The organism is Bacillus cereus group sp. BfR-BA-01349 (assembly GCF_022663795.1).
GTDB classification, from domain to species: Bacteria; Bacillota; Bacilli; order Bacillales; family Bacillaceae_G; genus Bacillus_A; species Bacillus_A cereus.
Genome location: NZ_JAKUGE010000053.1, coordinates 21,811 through 39,981 on the forward strand (window position 1 = coordinate 21,811; position 18,171 = coordinate 39,981).

The window sequence follows — 18,171 nt, forward strand, 5'->3', positions numbered from 1 at the left end:
TATTGGTGAGTTGATTCATATAACTTACTATGATATAATCTAAACTCGTGAGTAATTACTATAAATTAATTGCTCCTTGCCCATTACGGGCCGTTTAGACCAAAAGGAGGTGAAAGTGTAATGAGAAAGTACGAAATTATGTACATCATTCGTCCTGGCGTTGAAGAAGAAGCTCAAAAAGCTTTAGTTGAACGTTTTGCAGGTGTTTTAACAAACAATGGTGCAGAAATCATTAACACGAAAGAGTGGGGTAAGCGTCGTTTAGCTTACGAAATCAACGACTTACGTGAAGGTTTCTACATGATCTTAAACGTGAAATCTAACGCAGAAGCGATTAACGAATTCGACCGTTTAGCTAAGATCAACGAAGACATCCTTCGTCATATCGTTGTTAAAGAAGAAGAAAAATAATTGATATATAAGGGAGAGTGGTTCGATTGATGAATCGTGTTATCCTCGTTGGTCGTTTAACTAAGGACCCTGACTTACGTTACACGCCCAATGGTGTTGCAGTAGCTACTTTTACGTTAGCTGTGAATCGCGCATTTGCCAATCAACAAGGTGAGCGTGAAGCTGACTTTATTAATTGTGTAATATGGCGTAAACAAGCAGAAAACGTAGCAAATTATTTGAAAAAAGGTAGCTTAGCAGGCGTAGATGGACGTCTTCAAACTCGTAATTACGAGGGACAAGATGGTAAACGTGTATACGTAACAGAAGTTCTTGCGGAAAGCGTGCAATTTTTAGAGCCGCGTAATGGCGGTGGGGAGCAACGTGGTTCATTTAATCAGCAACCATCAGGAGCTGGTTTCGGTAACCAAGGCTCTAACCCATTTGGTCAATCTAGTAATTCAGGTAACCAAGGTAACTCTGGATTTACGAAGAATGACGATCCATTTTCAAATGTAGGTCAACCGATCGACATTTCCGACGACGATTTACCGTTCTAATACAGTAAATTTGTTAGTTTTAACAAAGAATGGAGGGAAATAGACATGGCAGGACGCAAAGGTGGACGTGCGAAACGTCGTAAGGTGTGTTTCTTCACAGCTAACGGCATCACTCGCATTGACTATAAAGATGTTGATTTATTAAAACGTTTCGTTTCTGAGCGTGGTAAAATTTTACCTCGTCGTGTAACAGGAACAAGCGCGAAATACCAACGCAAACTTACAGTTGCAATTAAACGTGCTCGTCAAATGGCACTTTTACCATATGTTGGTGAATAATAGCGTATGAAATGCACAGTAGAGTCGGACTCTACTGTGCATTTTGCTATGCTTTTCTTTTTTGAAAGAGAGGTTAAAATGTGAAACAAGCAAGATTTATTACTGAAGGTGCCGCGTTGTTGACTATATATGTAATGTTATTGTTTATATCTATGTATGTTCCGATTTTGGGTACAGTTGTAACTTTTGCGTTGCCGTTACCATTTATACTATTAATGATAAGACATAAACTATCTAATGTGCTCGTGGTTTTTGTAGCGGCACTTTTTGTTACTATTATTGTGAGTCAACCGATGAATTTAGTGAAGACAATTATGTTTGGATTGATAGGGATTGTTTTAGGATATATGTATAAAACAAGAAAAAAGCCAGTGGAAATCTTAATAGCTGGGACGCTTGCATACTTAATTGGTTTTGTACTTATTTATGTTGCGAGTATAAAGTTTTTCAACATAGATATAATGAAGCAAATGCAAAGTATATTTAGTGAAAGTATGGCGAAAAGCGAAAAGATAGTAAGTGCTACAGGTATGCCGATTAGTAAGGAACAAAAAGAGTTACTTGCACAAATGAATGATATATTACAATCGTTACTTCCGAGTATACTTGTGCTAGTTTCAGTATGTTTTTCTTGGATTACAGTGATAATATCAGGTAGTGTTTTGAAAAAGTTAAAATATGACGTTATATCTTGGCCTAAATTTAAAGATATACAATTACCAAAGAGTATCATTTGGTATTACGTTATATTTATTTTGTTAGCAACTTTTATAAAAGTAGAACCAACATCATATTTACATATGGTATTTTCTAACCTAAATGTCATATTTGCACTATTACTTGTACTGCAAGGTCTGACATTTATCGCCTTTTTAGCGTATAGAAAAGGTTTTACTAAAGGGGTTCCTATTATTAGTTTTATTGCATGCATGTTTATTCCGATGCTGTTTCCTCTTGTGACAATCTTAGGTATAATTGACTTAGGGATTTCATTGCGTTCTAAAATAGGGGGATAAAATAATATTCCTTATACTATTTTAATCTGTTTAACTAACTGGAAGGTGAGTTAGTTTTACTTTATAGGAGTTGTATACATGCCTGAATTTGATAAGAAACAGTGGTTTTTATATCCTGTTTATGTATTGGCATTTTTTGTGTTTGTGCTCATTTCAATTCTCTGTTATTTTCATTTAATTATGGGGATAGCTGCTTTTGTCATTTTTTGTATCGTATTCTTTATCGTTATACGATTTGAACTTAATTTTCAAAGGAATTTCGAAAAGCATACGACAGATATGATTACAAGAGTAAAGAAAGTAAGTAATGAAGCATTTAACCAAATGCCGATTGGTATTTTGTTATACAATAAGGATTATGGGATTGATTGGGCAAATCCTTATTTATCTTCATGTCTGGGACAGCATGCATTAGCTGGATGGCACCTTTACGATGTATCAGAAACATTACTTCTTTTCATTAAAGGAGAAACTTCTGATGATATAGTCTCTTTAAATAATCGAAAGTTTCGCGTTTTTGTAAGGAAAGAAGAAAAGTTAATTTATTTCTTTGATGTAACGGAACAAACAGAAATCGAAAAGATGTACGAGGATCAAAGGACTGTTTTAGCTGTCATCTATTTGGATAATTATGATGAAGTTACACAAGGATTAGATGATCAATTACGTACGAATATAACAAGTCTTGTGACATCGCGACTAAATGAATGGGCACTTAAGTATGGTGCGTATTTAAAACGTGCATCTTCAGAAAGATTCTTCGTTGTGCTAAATGAAAGTATTTTGACGCAGATGGAGAAAGGGAAATTTAGCATTTTAGATCAGGTGCGTGAAGAAACATCTAAAAGGAATATACCACTTACATTAAGTGTGGGTGTCGGATCAGGTGATTTACCTTTATCAGAGCTTGGAGCAATGGCTCAATCTGGTTTAGATCTTGCGCTTGGGCGTGGGGGAGACCAAGTAGCTATTAAACAAGCGACAGGTAAAGTTAAGTTCTATGGAGGTAAGACAAATCCGGTTGAAAAACGTACCCGTGTACGCGCTAGGGTCATTTCGCATGCGTTAAAGGATTTAGTATTAGAAAGTAGTAATGTCATTATTATGGGGCATAGGGCTCCCGATATGGCCGCAATTGGTGCTGCGATTGGTATTTTAAAAGTGGCTCAATTAAATGAGCATAAAGGATATATTGTGTTAGATGAAAATGATTCCGATAAAGGAATTAAGCGTTTGATGGACAAAGTGAAACAAAATGAGGAGTTATGGTCTCGTTTTATTACTCCAGAGCAAGCGATGGAATTTGCAAATGATGATTCGTTACTTGTTGTTGTCGATACGCATAAACCTTCGATGGTGATGGAGCAAAAACTGTTACGTAAAATTGAAAATGTAGTAGTTATTGATCATCATCGCCGTGGAGAAGATTTTATTGAAGACCCATTGCTAGTTTACATGGAACCATATGCTTCTTCAACGGCAGAATTGGTTACAGAATTACTTGAGTATCAACCTAAAAATTTAAAGATGACAATGTTAGAAGCGACGGCATTGTTAGCGGGTATTATTGTCGACACGAAAAGTTTCACATTCCGGACAGGGGCTCGTACATTTGATGCTGCTTCTTATTTACGCTCACATGGTGCAGATACTGTACTTGTACAAGAACTTTTAAAGGAAGATATGGATCAGTATTTACGGGTTGCAAAAGCTATAAAAAATGCGTACATTTATAAAAATGGAATTGCGATTGCTAAAGTTGATAGTGATGATTACTACGATCAAGTGCTTATTGCGCAATCGGCAGACACGTTATTAACAATGACAGGGATTATTGCATCATTTGTTGTTGCGAAACGTGGCGAGAATCTCATTGGAATTAGCAGCAGGTCTTTAGGTGAAGTGAATGTGCAGCTAATTATGGAAAACTTAGGCGGTGGCGGGCATTTGACGAATGCAGCCACACAGATGAAAAATGTTACAGTAGATGAAGCTGAGGAGAAGCTTCGATTTGTTATTGATGACTATTTACAGGGAGGCACACAATCATGAAAGTAATTTTTCTAAAAGACGTAAAAGGTAAAGGTAAAAAAGGAGAAGTAAAAAACGTACCAGATGGCTATGCAAATAACTTCTTATTAAAACAAGGATTAGCTGCTGAAGCAACAAATAGCAGTATGAAAACTTTAGAAGCTCAAAAGCGTAAAGAAGAAAAAGATGCAGCAGCAGAGCTTGAAAATGCAAAAGAGTTAAAAGAGACTTTAGAGAAATTAACTGTAGAATTAAAGGCGAAATCTGGAGAAGGTGGCCGTTTATTTGGTTCTATCACAAGCAAACAAATCGTAGATGCAATGCAAAAATCACACAAGATTAAGCTTGATAAACGTAAATTTGAAATGGACGATGCAATCCGCGCGTTAGGTTATACAAACGTTACTGTGAAATTGCATCCACAAGTAACAGCAACAGTAAAAGTTCATGTTAGTGAACAATAAAAATAAATTAAGCAAGGAGGATTGCGTATGAGTGATGTACTTGCTGATCGTACCCCTCCGCATAATATAGAGGCTGAGCAGGCGGTTTTAGGGGCCGTATTGATTGATCAAGATGCGTTAACTTCAGCATCAGAGTTATTGGTACCTGATTCGTTCTATCGAACGAAACATCAAAAGATTTTTGAAGTCATGCTTGGGCTATCTGATAAGGGAGAGCCGATCGACTTAATAATGATGACATCAGCAATGGCTGATCAAGGATTATTAGAAGAAGTTGGTGGGGTTTCTTACTTAGCGGAGTTAGCAGAGGTTGTGCCAACTGCAGCTAACGTAGAATATTACGCACGCATCATCGCTGAAAAGGCGCTTTTACGTCGTTTAATTCGCACGGCGACTCATATTGTATCGGATGGATATGAGAGAGAAGATGATGTGGATGGTCTTTTAAATGAGGCTGAGAAAAAAATATTAGAAGTATCCCATCAAACGAATGCAAAAGCATTCCAAAACATTAAAGATGTTCTTGTAGATGCTTATGACAAAATTGAACTTTTGCATAATCAAAAGGGTGAAGTTACTGGGATACCAACTGGGTTTATTGAATTAGATAAGATGACAGCAGGTTTCCAACGAAATGATTTAATTATCGTGGCAGCACGTCCATCAGTAGGGAAAACGGCATTTTCATTAAATATCGCACAAAACGTAGCGACGAAAACGGATGAAAATGTAGCGATTTTTAGTTTAGAGATGGGTGCTGATCAGCTTGTTATGCGTATGCTTTGTGCAGAAGGGAATATTGATGCACAAAGACTTCGTACTGGTTCATTAACTTCCGATGATTGGGCAAAATTAACAATGGCAATGGGGAGTCTCTCAAATGCTGGTATATATATTGATGATACGCCAGGTATTAAAGTAAATGAGATTCGAGCAAAATGTCGTAGATTAAAGCAAGAACAAGGTCTTGGTATGATTTTGATCGACTATTTGCAGCTTATTCAAGGAAGTGGGAAATCAGGAGAAAACCGTCAGCAGGAAGTATCTGAGATTTCTCGTACCTTAAAAGGGATTGCACGTGAATTGCAAGTGCCTGTTATTGCTTTATCACAGTTATCTCGTGGTGTAGAATCTCGTCAAGATAAACGCCCGATGATGTCTGATATTCGTGAATCTGGAAGTATTGAGCAGGATGCTGATATTGTAGCTTTCCTATATCGTGAAGACTACTATGATCGAGAAACGGAAAATAAAAATACAATTGAAATTATTATTGCAAAACAGCGTAACGGTCCAGTAGGTTCAGTGGAACTTGCATTCGTCAAAGAGTTCAATAAGTTCGTTAACTTAGAACGTCGTTTTGAGGATGGACATGCTCCGCCGGCATAAAGGCAGTATAAAAAAGAAACACATTTCTTATAATAAGATGTGTTTCTTTTTTTTTATAAGAAAGATAAGGCTTTCATAAGTTAAATATATAATTCTTACGAACGAAAAAGTTTTTTTATGAAAAAATGTTCGCTTTTCGGTTGACTTCTTTTTCGGTTTTGGTACAATTATATTGTTTGAATAGATCGTTTGAAAATTGCGGAGGTGCTTTAATAATGTCTTCAGTAGTAGTTGTAGGAACACAATGGGGCGACGAAGGAAAAGGTAAAATCACTGATTTTCTTTCTGAGCATGCGGAAGTAGTTGCAAGATATCAAGGTGGAAATAACGCGGGACATACAATTGTTTTCGGCGGAGTTAAATATAAATTACACTTAATTCCATCTGGTATTTTCTATAAAGAGAAAATTTGTGTAATCGGAAACGGATTAGTAGTAGATCCAAAAGCATTACTTGAAGAGTTAAAATACTTACACGATCGTGGTGTAAGTACTGATAATTTACGTGTAAGTAACCGTGCACATGTTATTTTACCTTACCACTTAAAGCAAGATGAGTTAGAAGAAGCAAGTAAAGGTGATAACAAAATCGGTACAACGAAAAAAGGTATCGGTCCTGCATATATGGATAAAGCTGCTCGTATTGGTATTCGTATGGCTGATCTTTTAGACCGTGAAGCATTTAAAGAGAAGCTTGAGCGCAATTTAGTAGAAAAAAATCGTTTATTTGAAAAAATGTACGATACAGAAGGTTTCACTGTAGAAGAAATTTTCGAAGAGTACTTCGAGTACGGGCAACAAATCGCGCAATATGTATGTGATACATCTGTTGTATTAAATGATGCATTAGATAATAATCACCGTGTATTATTTGAAGGTGCGCAAGGTGTTATGCTTGATATTGACCACGGTACGTACCCGTTCGTTACATCTTCTAACCCAATTGCTGGTGGTGTAACAGTTGGAACTGGAGTTGGTCCTGCGAAAGTTACTCGCGTTGTAGGTGTATGTAAAGCATATACAAGCCGCGTTGGTGATGGTCCATTCCCTACTGAGCTTCATGATGAAATTGGTCATCAAATTCGTGAAGTTGGTCGCGAGTATGGAACGACAACTGGTCGTCCACGCCGCGTAGGTTGGTTCGATAGCGTTGTTGTAAGACATGCACGTCGTGTTAGTGGTTTAACGGATCTATCATTAAATTCTATCGACGTTTTAACAGGTATTCCAACTCTTAAAATTTGTGTTGCTTACAAATACAATGGTGAAGTTATTGATGAAGTTCCAGCTAACTTAAACATTTTAGCAAAATGTGAGCCTGTATATGAAGAGCTTCCAGGTTGGGAAGAAGATATTACTGGTGTAAAATCATTAGATGAACTTCCTGAAAATGCACGAAAATACGTAGAACGTGTTTCTGAGTTAACAGGAATTCAAATATCTATGTTCTCAGTTGGACCAGATCGTAACCAAACAAATATTGTTCGTAACGTATACGAAGCTTAATTAATAGTGTTTAGAAAAAACTCATGTCCGCATGAGTTTTTTCTTATTCTTTTATAAAAAATCGAAAAAAGTATTGCAATAAATACAGAATACATGTTATGATACATCTTGTCGTCACGAAAATATGACGTTGGTGAGTATGAGCCATTAGCTCAGTTGGTAGAGCATCTGACTTTTAATCAGAGGGTCGAAGGTTCGAGTCCTTCATGGCTCACCATTTTATTTTTCGTGGCCCGTTGGTCAAGTGGTTAAGACACCGCCCTTTCACGGCGGTAACACGGGTTCGAATCCCGTATGGGTCATGTTTTTTTTTGCTTATTTTTGGTCCCGTGGTGTAGTGGTTAACATGCCTGCCTGTCACGCAGGAGATCGCCGGTTCGACCCCGGTCGGGACCGCCACTTTTGTTTATACCACCATTAGTGGTTTTATATATAGTTTTGGCTCGGTAGCTCAGTCGGTAGAGCAGAGGACTGAAAATCCTCGTGTCGGCGGTTCGATTCCGTCCCGAGCCACTCTCAGGATATTAAGTGGGCCCACTTAATATCCTTTTTATTTATGTAATTTTACAAAACTGAGTAGTTATTTTAAAATAGAACGAGGAGCCTCTAGCAGTTGAAGCTAGAGGTTTTTCTATAGATCGTATAGGATGCCGTGTAAAAGTGGATCATACATGAGTCTATGAGAATAGAGGAGAAAATACTTAAACAAAGGATGCGGTCATATAGGACATACTATGTAAACATCAATATGTTTAGGGATTATTGACCATATTTTTATAAGGAGGAAATAGACGATGATGGGAAAGAAAATTTTAGTAGTTGATGATGAAAAGCCGATTGCAGATATTTTGAAGTTTAACTTAGAAAAAGAAGGTTTTGAAATAGTAATGGCGCATGATGGTGATGAAGCAATTGAAAAGGCTAATGAAGAGCAACCAGATATGGTTTTATTAGATATTATGCTACCAGGTAAAGACGGCTTAGAGGTTTGCCGTGAAATACGTAAAAGCTCAGAAATGCCGATTATTATGCTTACAGCAAAGGACTCTGAGATTGATAAAGTATTAGGGCTTGAGCTTGGGGCAGATGATTATGTAACGAAGCCATTTAGTACAAGGGAATTACTTGCTCGTGTGAAGGCGAATTTACGCCGCCATCAACAAGGTGGTGCTGCGGAAAAAGAAGAAAATACAGAAATGGTTATTGGACCAATTGTGATTAATCCAAATGCATATAGTGTAACGAAGCGCGAGGAAAATATCGAGCTTACACATCGTGAATTTGAGTTGCTACATTATTTAGCGAAACATTTAGGACAAGTTATGACACGCGAACATTTATTACAAACAGTTTGGGGTTATGACTATTTTGGAGATGTGCGCACAGTAGACGTTACAGTACGTCGTTTGCGGGAAAAAATTGAAGATAATCCAAGCCATCCTACTTTAATTGTAACTAGACGTGGAGTAGGGTATTACTTGCGTGACCCAGAGCAGGAATAGTATATGAAGAAAGTTGGTTTTTTTCAATCTATTCATTTAAAATTTGTGCTTATATATATGCTATTAATATTAATAGCGATGCAAGTTATTGGAGTATATTTCGTAAGGGAATTAGAGAAGAGCTTAGTACAAGGTTTTAGGGATTCTTTAACGCAGCAAACAAACTTATTATCATATAATTTGAAGCAAGAGTTTAAAAAAAGTTATACAAAAGCAGAAACAGAGTCAACAGATGAAACGATTAAAACTTCAATTCGAAAATTTGCCTCTGATCAGAAGAAAGTTATACAAGAGGTAAGTGTATTTGATTCGCACAGAAAGTTACTGGCTATTTCAGATGAATCAAAGCAGAATAAGGTGAATCGAACATCAACTGATATAGCTGTTCAGCGAGTGTTAGTACAAAAAAAGCCAGAAGTGAAAATTGAGAAGGATGGTAGTACAGGTCATCGTGTTCAAGTTATGCTTACTCCGATTCTAGATGATAACGGTAAGGATGCGCTTGGTGTTATTTACATTGTGGCATCTATGGAAGATGTATATAAACAAATGAAGGATATAAATCAAATTTTTGCTACGGGAACAGTAATTGCTTTATTAGTAACGGCCGTACTTGGGATTTTATTGGCTCAAACAATTACAAGACCAATTTCAGATATGCGGAGACAAGCAATCGAAATGGCAAAAGGAAATTATTCCAGAAAAGTAAAAGTGCATAGCCATGATGAAATTGGACAACTGGCATTATCCTTCAATAATTTATCGAAAAAATTACAACAAGCTCGTTCTTCTACAGAAAGTGAAAGGCGTAAATTATCATCTGTTTTATCACATATGACAGATGGAGTAATTGCTACTGATCGAAAAGGGGATATTATTTTACTAAATGACCCTGCGGAAAAGATGTTAAATGTTTCTCGTGAAACAGCGCTCGATCAATCTGTTTTAGAGGTATTAGGGATACAGGAAGAATTTACGCTCGATCATTTATATGAAGAGCCAGATTCTGTTTTATTAGATTTTAGTACGAGAAACGAACCATATATTTTACGTGCTAGTTTCTCTGTTATTCAAAAAGAAACAGGGAAGGCAAACGGCTTAATTGCTGTACTATATGATGTAACAGAGCAGGAACGTATAGAACGGGAACGCCGTGAGTTTGTGGCAAATGTCTCTCATGAATTAAGGACGCCATTAACGACGATGCGCAGTTATTTAGAGGCACTTACAGATGGAGCATGGCAGGATCCAAATATTGCACCACAATTTTTAACGGTTACACAAGAAGAAACAGAAAGAATGATTAGACTTGTAAATGCGTTGTTACAGCTATCTAAACTGGATAGTACAGAGCATCGTTTAATGAAAGAATGGGTCGACTTTACTGATTTCTTTAATAATATTATTGATCGCTTTGAAATGTCTAAAGAGCAAAATGTAAGTTTCAAACGATCTTTCTCTAAGAAATCTAGATTTATTGATATGGATACTGACAAAATTACTCAAGTGCTGTATAACATTATTTCTAACGCATTAAAGTATTCACCAGAAGGTGGAACAGTAACATATCGTTTACGTGATCGCGGTGATTTATTAGAAATTAGTGTAAGTGACCAAGGAATGGGTATTCCAAAAGAAAACGTTGATAAAATCTTTGAACGTTTTTATCGCGTAGATAAAGCTCGTTCAAGACAAATGGGTGGTACGGGACTTGGATTAGCAATTGCAAAAGAAATGATTGAGGCACATGGTGGTTCTATTTGGGCGAAGAGTGAAGAAGGGAAAGGGACAACTATTTATTTCACGTTACCAATGGCAGCAGATGAAGAGGACGATTGGGAATGAGTATGGAAAACTTTAAAACAATAGTTTTAATTAACCTAGTTGTAATTAGCCTATTTCTTACTTTTAATTTATGGACGTATGTGCCAGATTCTACATCCATGCAAAACGCGAAATTTGTACAGGGGAATGAAGGAATGAACCAAACTAAAATTTCCGATGTTGTCCGTCCTACTTCTATCATCGTGCATAAAGATAAAAATCATTATGGGAGCAGAAGAGAGGCAGATATAGAATCAATCTATAAGCCTCTGGAAGTAGGGGAACTATATGATTTTAGAGAGATATCAATCACTAAGGGTGATTTCCTTTCATATGTGCATGGTGAAGGGAAAGTTGAACTTGTTTTCCCTACCGATATCCCATTTGATGCAGTTAAATCCATGTTTAACATGAAAGAGAAAAGTACAGGTAAGCCTAAACATTTTAATCGTATTCTCCTTGATCCTTCTAGAAGTAAGGATCAAGAAATTAAAATTAACTTTGTTTCTGATGGTGATAACTTTAAAATATACGAGGCAAAATTAAGTGGCTTGTATTTAAAAGATATTGTAAATGCCCAAAATCAATTTATAGTATCAGCAAAACCTTATTTTGATTATCAACTCAATGATATGAAAAAATTATTTTTACCAGATGGAACGACAGAGTTAAGCAATATAACATATATTTCATCTAATTTAGCAGTTGATACGTTTAAGAATGCTCTGTTTAGTGATCCTCGTTATTTAAGTCCGATTACCGAGATGTCGAAAGAAACATTTACAGATGGTATTAGATCCATGGAAATTGAAAACGATCGTCACATGCTAAAGTATAAAAACTCTTCTGTCTTAACTGAGAAAACGATAGATAATTTAATGCTTTTACAAAAAAGCTTTGAATTTGTAAGTGGTCACAGTGGGAGTTTGGATTCATATCGTTTGGACTATATGAATAAAGGAGAGACAGTATTTCGCTTAAATGAAGATGGATATCCAGTATTCAATGCAGATGGATTAGCGGAATTAAGACAAGTATGGGGATCAGAAGAAGTAATGGAATATGAAAGACCGTTGCTGTCTTTAAATACTAAAGGTATAGAACAGAAGGTTACTCTTCCGTCAGGGCATGTTGTAATAGCATCCCTAGAAAATAATCCAGAGATAAAGAAACAAGTAATTAAGGATATTGGCATTGGATACAAGTTATCACTAGATGGGCAAGTGGTTCGACTACAACCAATTTGGTATGTAAAGCTTGTTGAAGATGAAACAGGTAAACAGAAAATCTATGAGTGGAGTGAGGGAGGACTAAATGGATTGGGATCGGATTAAAACCATATTTATTGTGACCTTTTTTGTTTTGGACCTCTTTCTCATTTTCCAATTCATTCAAAAGCAAGATAGTAATCAATTGGAGCTTATTGCAGAAACAAAGATAGATCAAGAATTAAAAGCAAATAAAATTACGATGGGAAATATCCCTAAAGAACCGAAAAAAGAGGCATTTATTAGAGCGGAAAATAAAGCCTTTAAAGAAGAAGATATACAGTCTTTGAAAAATCAAACGGTGCATATACAAAATATGTACAAGATAGAAAGTAAGCTAAAAGAGCCTTTTTTAAATACGAAATCATTATCAAAAGATAAGTATAATGAATTTTTGAAGAACTATGTATTGGATGGACAAAAGTATGAATTTGGAGCGGTGAAAGACTCTAAAATTTATTTCTTCCAAAAATATAAAGATAAGCCTATTTTCTATAATAATCAGGCGATGATTGTTGTGGAATTAAATGAAAAAAATGAACTTGTTTCATATACGCAGACAATGCTAACTGATTTAAAAGAAATGGGCGAAGGTGAAAAAACGAAAGAGCAAGAAATTATTACGGCTCAAACAGCTTTAGAAAATTTGTATTTAAAAAATAAAATTCATGGAAATACGCATGTTAAAGAAGCGCAAATTGGTTATGCCACTCTTACCGCATCTACTTCTAATAACCAAGTACTTGCTCCAACGTGGAATTTAAAAACGGAGCAGAAGCAGGACTTCTTTGTGAATGCAATTGAAGGACAAGTTATGGAATTAGGAGAAAAGGAAAATCAAGTGGTTGATGAACATACTGGAGTGAGAAAGAATGGGGTTGCATTTTAGCGTACTTGCAAGTGGAAGTACAGGAAATATGCTATACGTAGGAACCGATGAAAAAAAATTACTAGTCGACGCAGGTTTAAGTGGTAAAGCAACAGAGGCTTTATTTAAACAAGCAGAACTAAATATAAATGATGTATCAGGTATTCTTGTAACGCATGAGCATAGTGATCATATTAAAGGATTAGGTGTATTGGCACGTAAATATGATTTACCTGTTTATGCGAATGAGAAAACATGGAATGCAATGGAACATTTAATAGGAAATATCCCAACTGAACAAAAGTTTATTTTCTCAGTTGGTGATGTGAAAACATTTGGTGATATTGAAGTCGAGTCATTTGGAGTTTCTCATGATGCGGCAGAACCGATGTTTTATGCTTTCCATAACAATAATAGGAAATTAGCGCTTATTACAGATACGGGATACGTAAGTGACCGTATGAAGGGCGTTATTAAGGGAGCTAATGCTTTTGTATTTGAAAGTAATCATGATGTAGAAATGCTTCGTATGGGACGTTATCCATGGAGCATTAAACGACGTATTTTAAGTGACGTTGGGCATGTTTGTAATGAGGATGCTGCATTAGCGATGGCAGATGTAATTACAGATGAGACAAAGCATATTTATTTAGCCCATTTAAGCTTAGATAATAACATGAAAGAACTAGCGCGTATGTCAGTATCACAAGTACTAGAGGAAAAAGGATTTGGAGTGGGTGAATCCTTTGAAATTCACGATACAGATCCAAAAATGCCTACAAAAATTCAATACGTATAATTCTTCATTTTAGTAAACAATAAAGGTGAATATAGTTGTTTTCAGGAAGATAGGTGAACAAATATGTCCTTTATTGATGAAGAAAGTTATCGTATGAAACGTGCAGGAAAAAAGAAGCACAAAGGTATAGTTCTTTCGAGTATAGCGGGAACAATTGTAGGAGCTTCTTTATTTGCGTTTGGAGCGCCTTTATTTTCGAATTCTGCTGATACGCTTCCGCAAGCTGAAGCAAGCGGAAGTAATATGGCTGAAGCTCAAGGGATTAAACAGATTAGCTTTGTAGATGCTGTTGATCGTGCATCTGAAGCTGTTGTGGGTGTTATTAACATTCAACGAGATAATTTTTCAGAGGCAGATTCAGAGGCCGGTACAGGATCAGGAGTAATTTATAAAAAGACAGATGGTCAAGCTTACATTGTAACGAATAATCATGTTGTAGCTGGAGCGAATCGTATTGAAGTAAGTCTAAGTGATGGTAAGAAGGTTCCTGGAAAAGTATTAGGAACCGATGTAGTCACAGATTTAGCTGTATTAGAAATAGATGCAAAGCATGTGAAAAAAATAATTGAAATTGGCGATTCTAATACTGTTCGCAGAGGAGAACCAGTTATTGCGATTGGAAACCCACTTGGACTGCAATTTTTTGGAACAGTTACACAAGGTATTATTTCAGCTAATGAACGTATTGTCCCTGTAGATTTAGATCAAGATGGACATTATGATTGGCAAGTAGAAGTGTTACAAACAGATGCAGCGATTAATCCGGGGAATAGTGGTGGTGCGCTTGTAAATGCAGCAGGACAATTAATTGGTATTAATTCAATGAAAATTGCTGCAAAAGAAGTAGAAGGAATCGGCCTTGCTATTCCGGTGACTAGAGCTGTTCCGATTATGAATGAACTTGAGAAGTATGGAAAAGTAAGAAGACCGTATGTTGGGATTGAACTTAGGTCATTAAATGAAATCCCAAACTATTATTGGTCAAAAACATTACATTTACCAGGTACTGTAACAGAGGGCGTTTGTATTTTGGATGTGAAAAGTCCTTCGCCAGGTGCGGATGCTGGTTTAAGAGAACATGATGTTATTGTGGCAGTAGATGGAAAACCAATTCGCGATATTATTGGATTCCGTACGGCCTTATATGATAAGGAAATTAATGATAAAATGACTCTTACGTTTTATCGTGGTACAAAAAGAGTAACAACAACAGTGAAATTAGGCATTCAAAAGTATTAAAAACAGGAGGGCCTACCTCCTGTTTTCTATTGTAGAAAAGTGAGGTGTAGAAAATGAATTTACCTTGTTGTTTAGAACATGTTGAATTAGCGTTAGATATTATTGTGGATGAGTGTGAAGTTGCACCAGTTATCAACAATGTGGATAACTCGAGAAAAGAGAAAAAAACATGTGAATTTTGTCAAAATGAGGCGACATATGTTGTATCGAACACAGATTCTCACACAATATGTGGGTAGTATTTGTGGATATGTGGATAAGTTTTGTGGATAACATGTTTGTAAGGTGGAGGATACGTGTGAATATCTCGATTATTTCAATTGGGAAATTAAAAGAAAAATATTTGAAACAAGGTATAGCAGAATACTTAAAACGATTATCTGCATACGCAAAAGTAGAAGTAATTGAATTGCCTGATGAAAAGGCGCCAGAAAATTTAAGTGAAGCAGAAATGTTAATTGTAAAGGAAAAAGAAGGTATACGTATACTGGATAAAATTTCTGATGACACGCATGTGATTGCATTAGCTATAGATGGAAAGCAAAAGTCATCAGAAGAATTTGCGGTAAGTCTAGATCGCCTTGCTACATACGGAAAGAGTAAAGTCGCATTTGTAATTGGTGGATCACTTGGACTAAGCTCAGAAGTGATGAAGCGTTCAAATGAATCACTTTCTTTTTCAAAGATGACATTGCCACACCAATTAATGCGATTAGTGTTGCTTGAGCAAGTCTATAGAGCGTTTCGGATTAATCGTGGAGAACCGTATCATAAGTAATGTATTCTATGTAAAACACTGATATTATCATATTTATTTTATTATGCCTATAATTGGAGGCTATGTGAATGGTAAGTGATCAGACGAGATATTCTAGACTCGCAAATATAACAAAAATAATAAATACGAAATTAGAACTACGTGACGTATTGCAGCGTGTGACAATGGCGATATCAGAGGAAATTGTTAGGTGCGATGCTGTTGGAATTTATTTACCCCAGGAAGATGGAACATTTAGAGGGTTTGCAGGAAAACCAGAGACTATAAATGGCGTAACGCTCGATACTCAAGTAATTGATCCTGAAATAGACTTACTGGCAAAAGAGGTTATTGAAACGAAAAAAACCATCTATATTCCTGATACCTCAAAGGATCATCGACCAGATCCGAGACCGGTTAATGCATTCAAAATTAAGTCCTTATTAGCCTTGCCTATCTCATTTGGGCAAGAGTTATTTGGTCTAGTTTTTTTATTTGATTATGGAATTCCGATGAACTTAACAGATTCAGAAATTCAAAGTGTTGAAGCTTATGTAAATATGGCTGCGGTTGCAATTCAAAACACAAATAATTTAAAACAAAAGGAAAACCTTATTGCTGAGAAGCAGCTGTTACTAAATGTTACACGTGATTTATCAATGTGTTCCTCGATACAGGAGAGTTTTGATAAATGCTTTTTTTACCTAGAACAGATTTTAGAGAGTAAAAATATGACTGCCCATCTTCTAGATCCGCTAGATAAAACAACAATTAAAACAACGAAATTAAGTAAGGGCTGTCATTGGACAGAAGCGGATTGGACAGAGAAAAGCTATGAAGCCAAGATTCAAGAAGTTATTCAAACAAAAAATATAGATAGTAAGGGTCTATTGATGATTCCATTGGTTTCAATTGGAGAAGTATTAGGGGTAATCGTCGTTGGCAAAGAAGGAAAAGCTCACAATTATGATCATTCTCAACTTCAACTAGCAAAATCTATCGTTGATGCCACAGCCCCTACGTTTTCGAATTTGTCATATATGGATCAACTAGAAAGCATAGTGGAAGAGCGAACGAGAGAGCTAGCTGCTGCTAATGAAAAAGTTACAAGTGTGATTGAATGTATTACGGATGGATTTTTTATTTTAAATAATAAATGGGAATTTACGTACGTAAATAAGCACCAATATTTTCCGCAAAGAAAAACAGCAAAAGATGTATTAGGAAAGAATATATGGGATGTTTTCCCGAGTGAAATCGACACAGTTATGTATAAGGAATTTCATCGTGCGATGTCAGAGCGAACTACAGTTCATTTCGAATTTCTTTCTACTGCAGATGAATATTGGCACGAAGTTATTGCATACCCGTATGATGATGGTATTTGTTGTATTTTTAAAAACATAACGGAAAAAAAGAAATATGAACAGGAATTGAAAAGATTATCCAACATAGATTTAATAGGGCAAATGGCAGCAGGTATCAGCCATGAAATTAGAAATCCAATGACAACAGTACTAGGATTTTTACAGTTATTAAAAGAAGAGAATACCTATGAGAAACATAATAAATACTTTCATTTAATGATTGAAGAACTTAACCGTGCCAATTCTATTATTACTGAATTTCTCTCAATGGGTAATACAAGGAAATCGGATTTGCAGATGTTAGATTTAAATTCAATTATCCGCGATATTATTCCTTTAATAAAGATTGATACGTACAATCAAAATAAATATATTCAAGTCGATACAAATGACATTCCAGAATTACTTTTAAATCGTAATGAAATACGGCAATTAGTAATGAATCTATATCGTAATGGCTTAGAAGCGATGAATACAGGGAAAGTTCTAACCATTAGCACTTACAAGGAAGGTCAAAATTGTGTGGTGCTTGCAGTGCGGGATCAAGGAAAAGGTATCAGGCCTGAAGTATTAGAGAAACTGGGTACGCCGTTTTACACGACCAAAGATAATGGAACTGGATTAGGGTTAGGTGTATGTTATGCCATTGCTGCCCGCCATAATGCAAAAATAGAAATTCAAACAGGATCGGAAGGCACTACCTTTTTTGTTAAATTTAATTATGAAAATAATAAAAAATAACCTTATTTAGAATAGTTACGATGAACCGTATCATAAATAAATTTATTCTTTGCATATAAAAGGATAAAAAGACCATTGGACAAAAATGAAGTGCACCCCAATTGTTAGACACATAACTAACAATTGGAGGTGCATTTTTTATGGCTAAATTTTCTTCAAAAGATAAAATAAA

At 35.9% G+C, this 18,171-nt stretch carries 17 protein-coding genes and 4 tRNA genes; all 21 read left to right on the forward strand.

Translation table 11 applies throughout. From position 1 onward, the window contains the following. Positions 1 to 120: 120 nt before the first annotated feature. Positions 121 to 411 (forward strand): 30S ribosomal protein S6, encoded by a 291-nt coding sequence (rpsF, locus tag MR169_RS23040; protein ID WP_001233778.1) that lies wholly within the window; start codon positions 121 to 123, stop codon positions 409 to 411. 26 nt (positions 412 to 437) lie between these two features. Then, a complete protein-coding gene (gene ssb / locus MR169_RS23045) occupies positions 438 to 950 on the forward strand; it encodes a single-stranded DNA-binding protein (RefSeq protein ID WP_000981966.1) in 513 nt (170 codons plus the stop codon). 45 nt (positions 951 to 995) lie between these two features. After that, positions 996 to 1,229 (forward strand): 30S ribosomal protein S18, encoded by a 234-nt coding sequence (gene rpsR / locus MR169_RS23050; protein ID WP_000918873.1) that lies wholly within the window; start codon positions 996 to 998, stop codon positions 1,227 to 1,229. Between the two features lie 80 nt (positions 1,230 to 1,309). Then, positions 1,310 to 2,245 (forward strand): YybS family protein, encoded by a 936-nt coding sequence (locus MR169_RS23055; RefSeq protein WP_016118982.1) that lies wholly within the window; start codon positions 1,310 to 1,312, stop codon positions 2,243 to 2,245. A 78-nt stretch (positions 2,246 to 2,323) separates the two neighbouring features. Beyond that, a complete protein-coding gene (locus tag MR169_RS23060) occupies positions 2,324 to 4,297 on the forward strand; it encodes a DHH family phosphoesterase (protein ID WP_242320094.1) in 1,974 nt (657 codons plus the stop codon). Next, positions 4,294 to 4,740 carry a 50S ribosomal protein L9 gene (gene rplI, locus MR169_RS23065; RefSeq protein WP_000864228.1) on the forward strand — a complete coding sequence of 149 codons (447 nt, stop codon included), beginning with the start codon at positions 4,294 to 4,296 and terminating at the stop codon, positions 4,738 to 4,740. Before MR169_RS23060 ends, rplI begins: the two co-directional genes overlap by 4 nt. Before the next feature lie 27 nt (positions 4,741 to 4,767). After that, positions 4,768 to 6,129, forward strand: a complete 1,362-nt coding sequence (dnaB, locus tag MR169_RS23070) for a replicative DNA helicase (RefSeq protein ID WP_242320095.1) — start codon at positions 4,768 to 4,770, stop codon at positions 6,127 to 6,129. A gap of 215 nt (positions 6,130 to 6,344) precedes the next feature. Beyond that, on the forward strand, positions 6,345 to 7,634 hold the full coding sequence (locus MR169_RS23075; RefSeq protein WP_000100238.1) for an adenylosuccinate synthase: 1,290 nt from the start codon (positions 6,345 to 6,347) through the stop codon (positions 7,632 to 7,634). 141 nt (positions 7,635 to 7,775) lie between these two features. After that, positions 7,776 to 7,851, forward strand: a tRNA-Lys gene (locus MR169_RS23080). 13 nt (positions 7,852 to 7,864) lie between these two features. Further along, positions 7,865 to 7,936, forward strand: a tRNA-Glu gene (locus tag MR169_RS23085). Between the two features lie 21 nt (positions 7,937 to 7,957). Further along, a tRNA-Asp gene (locus tag MR169_RS23090) sits at positions 7,958 to 8,033 on the forward strand. Between the two features lie 41 nt (positions 8,034 to 8,074). After that, a tRNA-Phe gene (locus MR169_RS23095) sits at positions 8,075 to 8,147 on the forward strand. Positions 8,148 to 8,428: 281 nt separating this feature from the next. Further along, positions 8,429 to 9,136, forward strand: coding sequence for a cell wall metabolism DNA-binding response regulator WalR (walR, locus tag MR169_RS23100; RefSeq protein ID WP_000971865.1), 708 nt, complete (start codon positions 8,429 to 8,431; stop codon positions 9,134 to 9,136). Positions 9,137 to 9,139: 3 nt separating this feature from the next. Then, entirely contained in the window at positions 9,140 to 10,981 is a 1,842-nt protein-coding gene (walK, locus tag MR169_RS23105) for a cell wall metabolism sensor histidine kinase WalK (protein WP_000755367.1), read from the forward strand. Beyond that, positions 10,978 to 12,294: a YycH family regulatory protein gene (locus MR169_RS23110; RefSeq protein ID WP_086391481.1), complete on the forward strand. Its 1,317-nt coding sequence runs from the start codon at positions 10,978 to 10,980 to the stop codon at positions 12,292 to 12,294. The genes walK and MR169_RS23110 overlap by 4 nt, the downstream gene beginning before the upstream one ends. Then, positions 12,275 to 13,117, forward strand: coding sequence for a two-component system regulatory protein YycI (locus tag MR169_RS23115; protein WP_242320096.1), 843 nt, complete (start codon positions 12,275 to 12,277; stop codon positions 13,115 to 13,117). The genes MR169_RS23110 and MR169_RS23115 overlap by 20 nt, the downstream gene beginning before the upstream one ends. Then, positions 13,101 to 13,895 carry an MBL fold metallo-hydrolase gene (locus MR169_RS23120; protein WP_000522837.1) on the forward strand — a complete coding sequence of 265 codons (795 nt, stop codon included), beginning with the start codon at positions 13,101 to 13,103 and terminating at the stop codon, positions 13,893 to 13,895. The genes MR169_RS23115 and MR169_RS23120 overlap by 17 nt, the downstream gene beginning before the upstream one ends. A gap of 63 nt (positions 13,896 to 13,958) precedes the next feature. Continuing rightward, entirely contained in the window at positions 13,959 to 15,134 is a 1,176-nt protein-coding gene (locus MR169_RS23125) for a S1C family serine protease (RefSeq protein WP_242320097.1), read from the forward strand. 53 nt (positions 15,135 to 15,187) lie between these two features. Further along, positions 15,188 to 15,373, forward strand: coding sequence for a CxxH/CxxC protein (locus tag MR169_RS23130; RefSeq protein WP_001052832.1), 186 nt, complete (start codon positions 15,188 to 15,190; stop codon positions 15,371 to 15,373). 59 nt (positions 15,374 to 15,432) lie between these two features. Then, a complete protein-coding gene (rlmH, locus tag MR169_RS23135) occupies positions 15,433 to 15,912 on the forward strand; it encodes a 23S rRNA (pseudouridine(1915)-N(3))-methyltransferase RlmH (protein ID WP_001026998.1) in 480 nt (159 codons plus the stop codon). A 68-nt stretch (positions 15,913 to 15,980) separates the two neighbouring features. Further along, positions 15,981 to 17,999, forward strand: a complete 2,019-nt coding sequence (locus tag MR169_RS23140) for a GAF domain-containing sensor histidine kinase (protein WP_242320098.1) — start codon at positions 15,981 to 15,983, stop codon at positions 17,997 to 17,999. The last annotated feature ends 172 nt before the right edge of the window (positions 18,000 to 18,171 follow it).

Excerpts from the sequence above, each read along its gene's own strand:
- rpsF (WP_001233778.1), top strand. The coding sequence starts at position 121 with ATGAGAAAGTACGAAATTATGTACATCATTCGTCCTGGCGTTGAAGAA.
- rpsR (WP_000918873.1), top strand. The coding sequence starts at position 996 with ATGGCAGGACGCAAAGGTGGACGTGCGAAACGTCGTAAGGTGTGTTTC.
- MR169_RS23060 (WP_242320094.1), top strand. The coding sequence starts at position 2,324 with ATGCCTGAATTTGATAAGAAACAGTGGTTTTTATATCCTGTTTATGTA.
- rplI (WP_000864228.1), top strand. The coding sequence starts at position 4,294 with ATGAAAGTAATTTTTCTAAAAGACGTAAAAGGTAAAGGTAAAAAAGGA.
- dnaB (WP_242320095.1), top strand. The coding sequence starts at position 4,768 with ATGAGTGATGTACTTGCTGATCGTACCCCTCCGCATAATATAGAGGCT.
- MR169_RS23075 (WP_000100238.1), top strand. The coding sequence starts at position 6,345 with ATGTCTTCAGTAGTAGTTGTAGGAACACAATGGGGCGACGAAGGAAAA.
- walR (WP_000971865.1), top strand. The coding sequence starts at position 8,429 with ATGATGGGAAAGAAAATTTTAGTAGTTGATGATGAAAAGCCGATTGCA.
- walK (WP_000755367.1), top strand. The coding sequence starts at position 9,140 with ATGAAGAAAGTTGGTTTTTTTCAATCTATTCATTTAAAATTTGTGCTT.
- MR169_RS23110 (WP_086391481.1), top strand. The coding sequence starts at position 10,978 with ATGAGTATGGAAAACTTTAAAACAATAGTTTTAATTAACCTAGTTGTA.
- MR169_RS23115 (WP_242320096.1), top strand. The coding sequence starts at position 12,275 with ATGGATTGGGATCGGATTAAAACCATATTTATTGTGACCTTTTTTGTT.
- MR169_RS23120 (WP_000522837.1), top strand. The coding sequence starts at position 13,101 with ATGGGGTTGCATTTTAGCGTACTTGCAAGTGGAAGTACAGGAAATATG.
- MR169_RS23125 (WP_242320097.1), top strand. The coding sequence starts at position 13,959 with ATGTCCTTTATTGATGAAGAAAGTTATCGTATGAAACGTGCAGGAAAA.
- MR169_RS23130 (WP_001052832.1), top strand. The coding sequence starts at position 15,188 with ATGAATTTACCTTGTTGTTTAGAACATGTTGAATTAGCGTTAGATATT.
- MR169_RS23140 (WP_242320098.1), top strand. The coding sequence starts at position 15,981 with ATGGTAAGTGATCAGACGAGATATTCTAGACTCGCAAATATAACAAAA.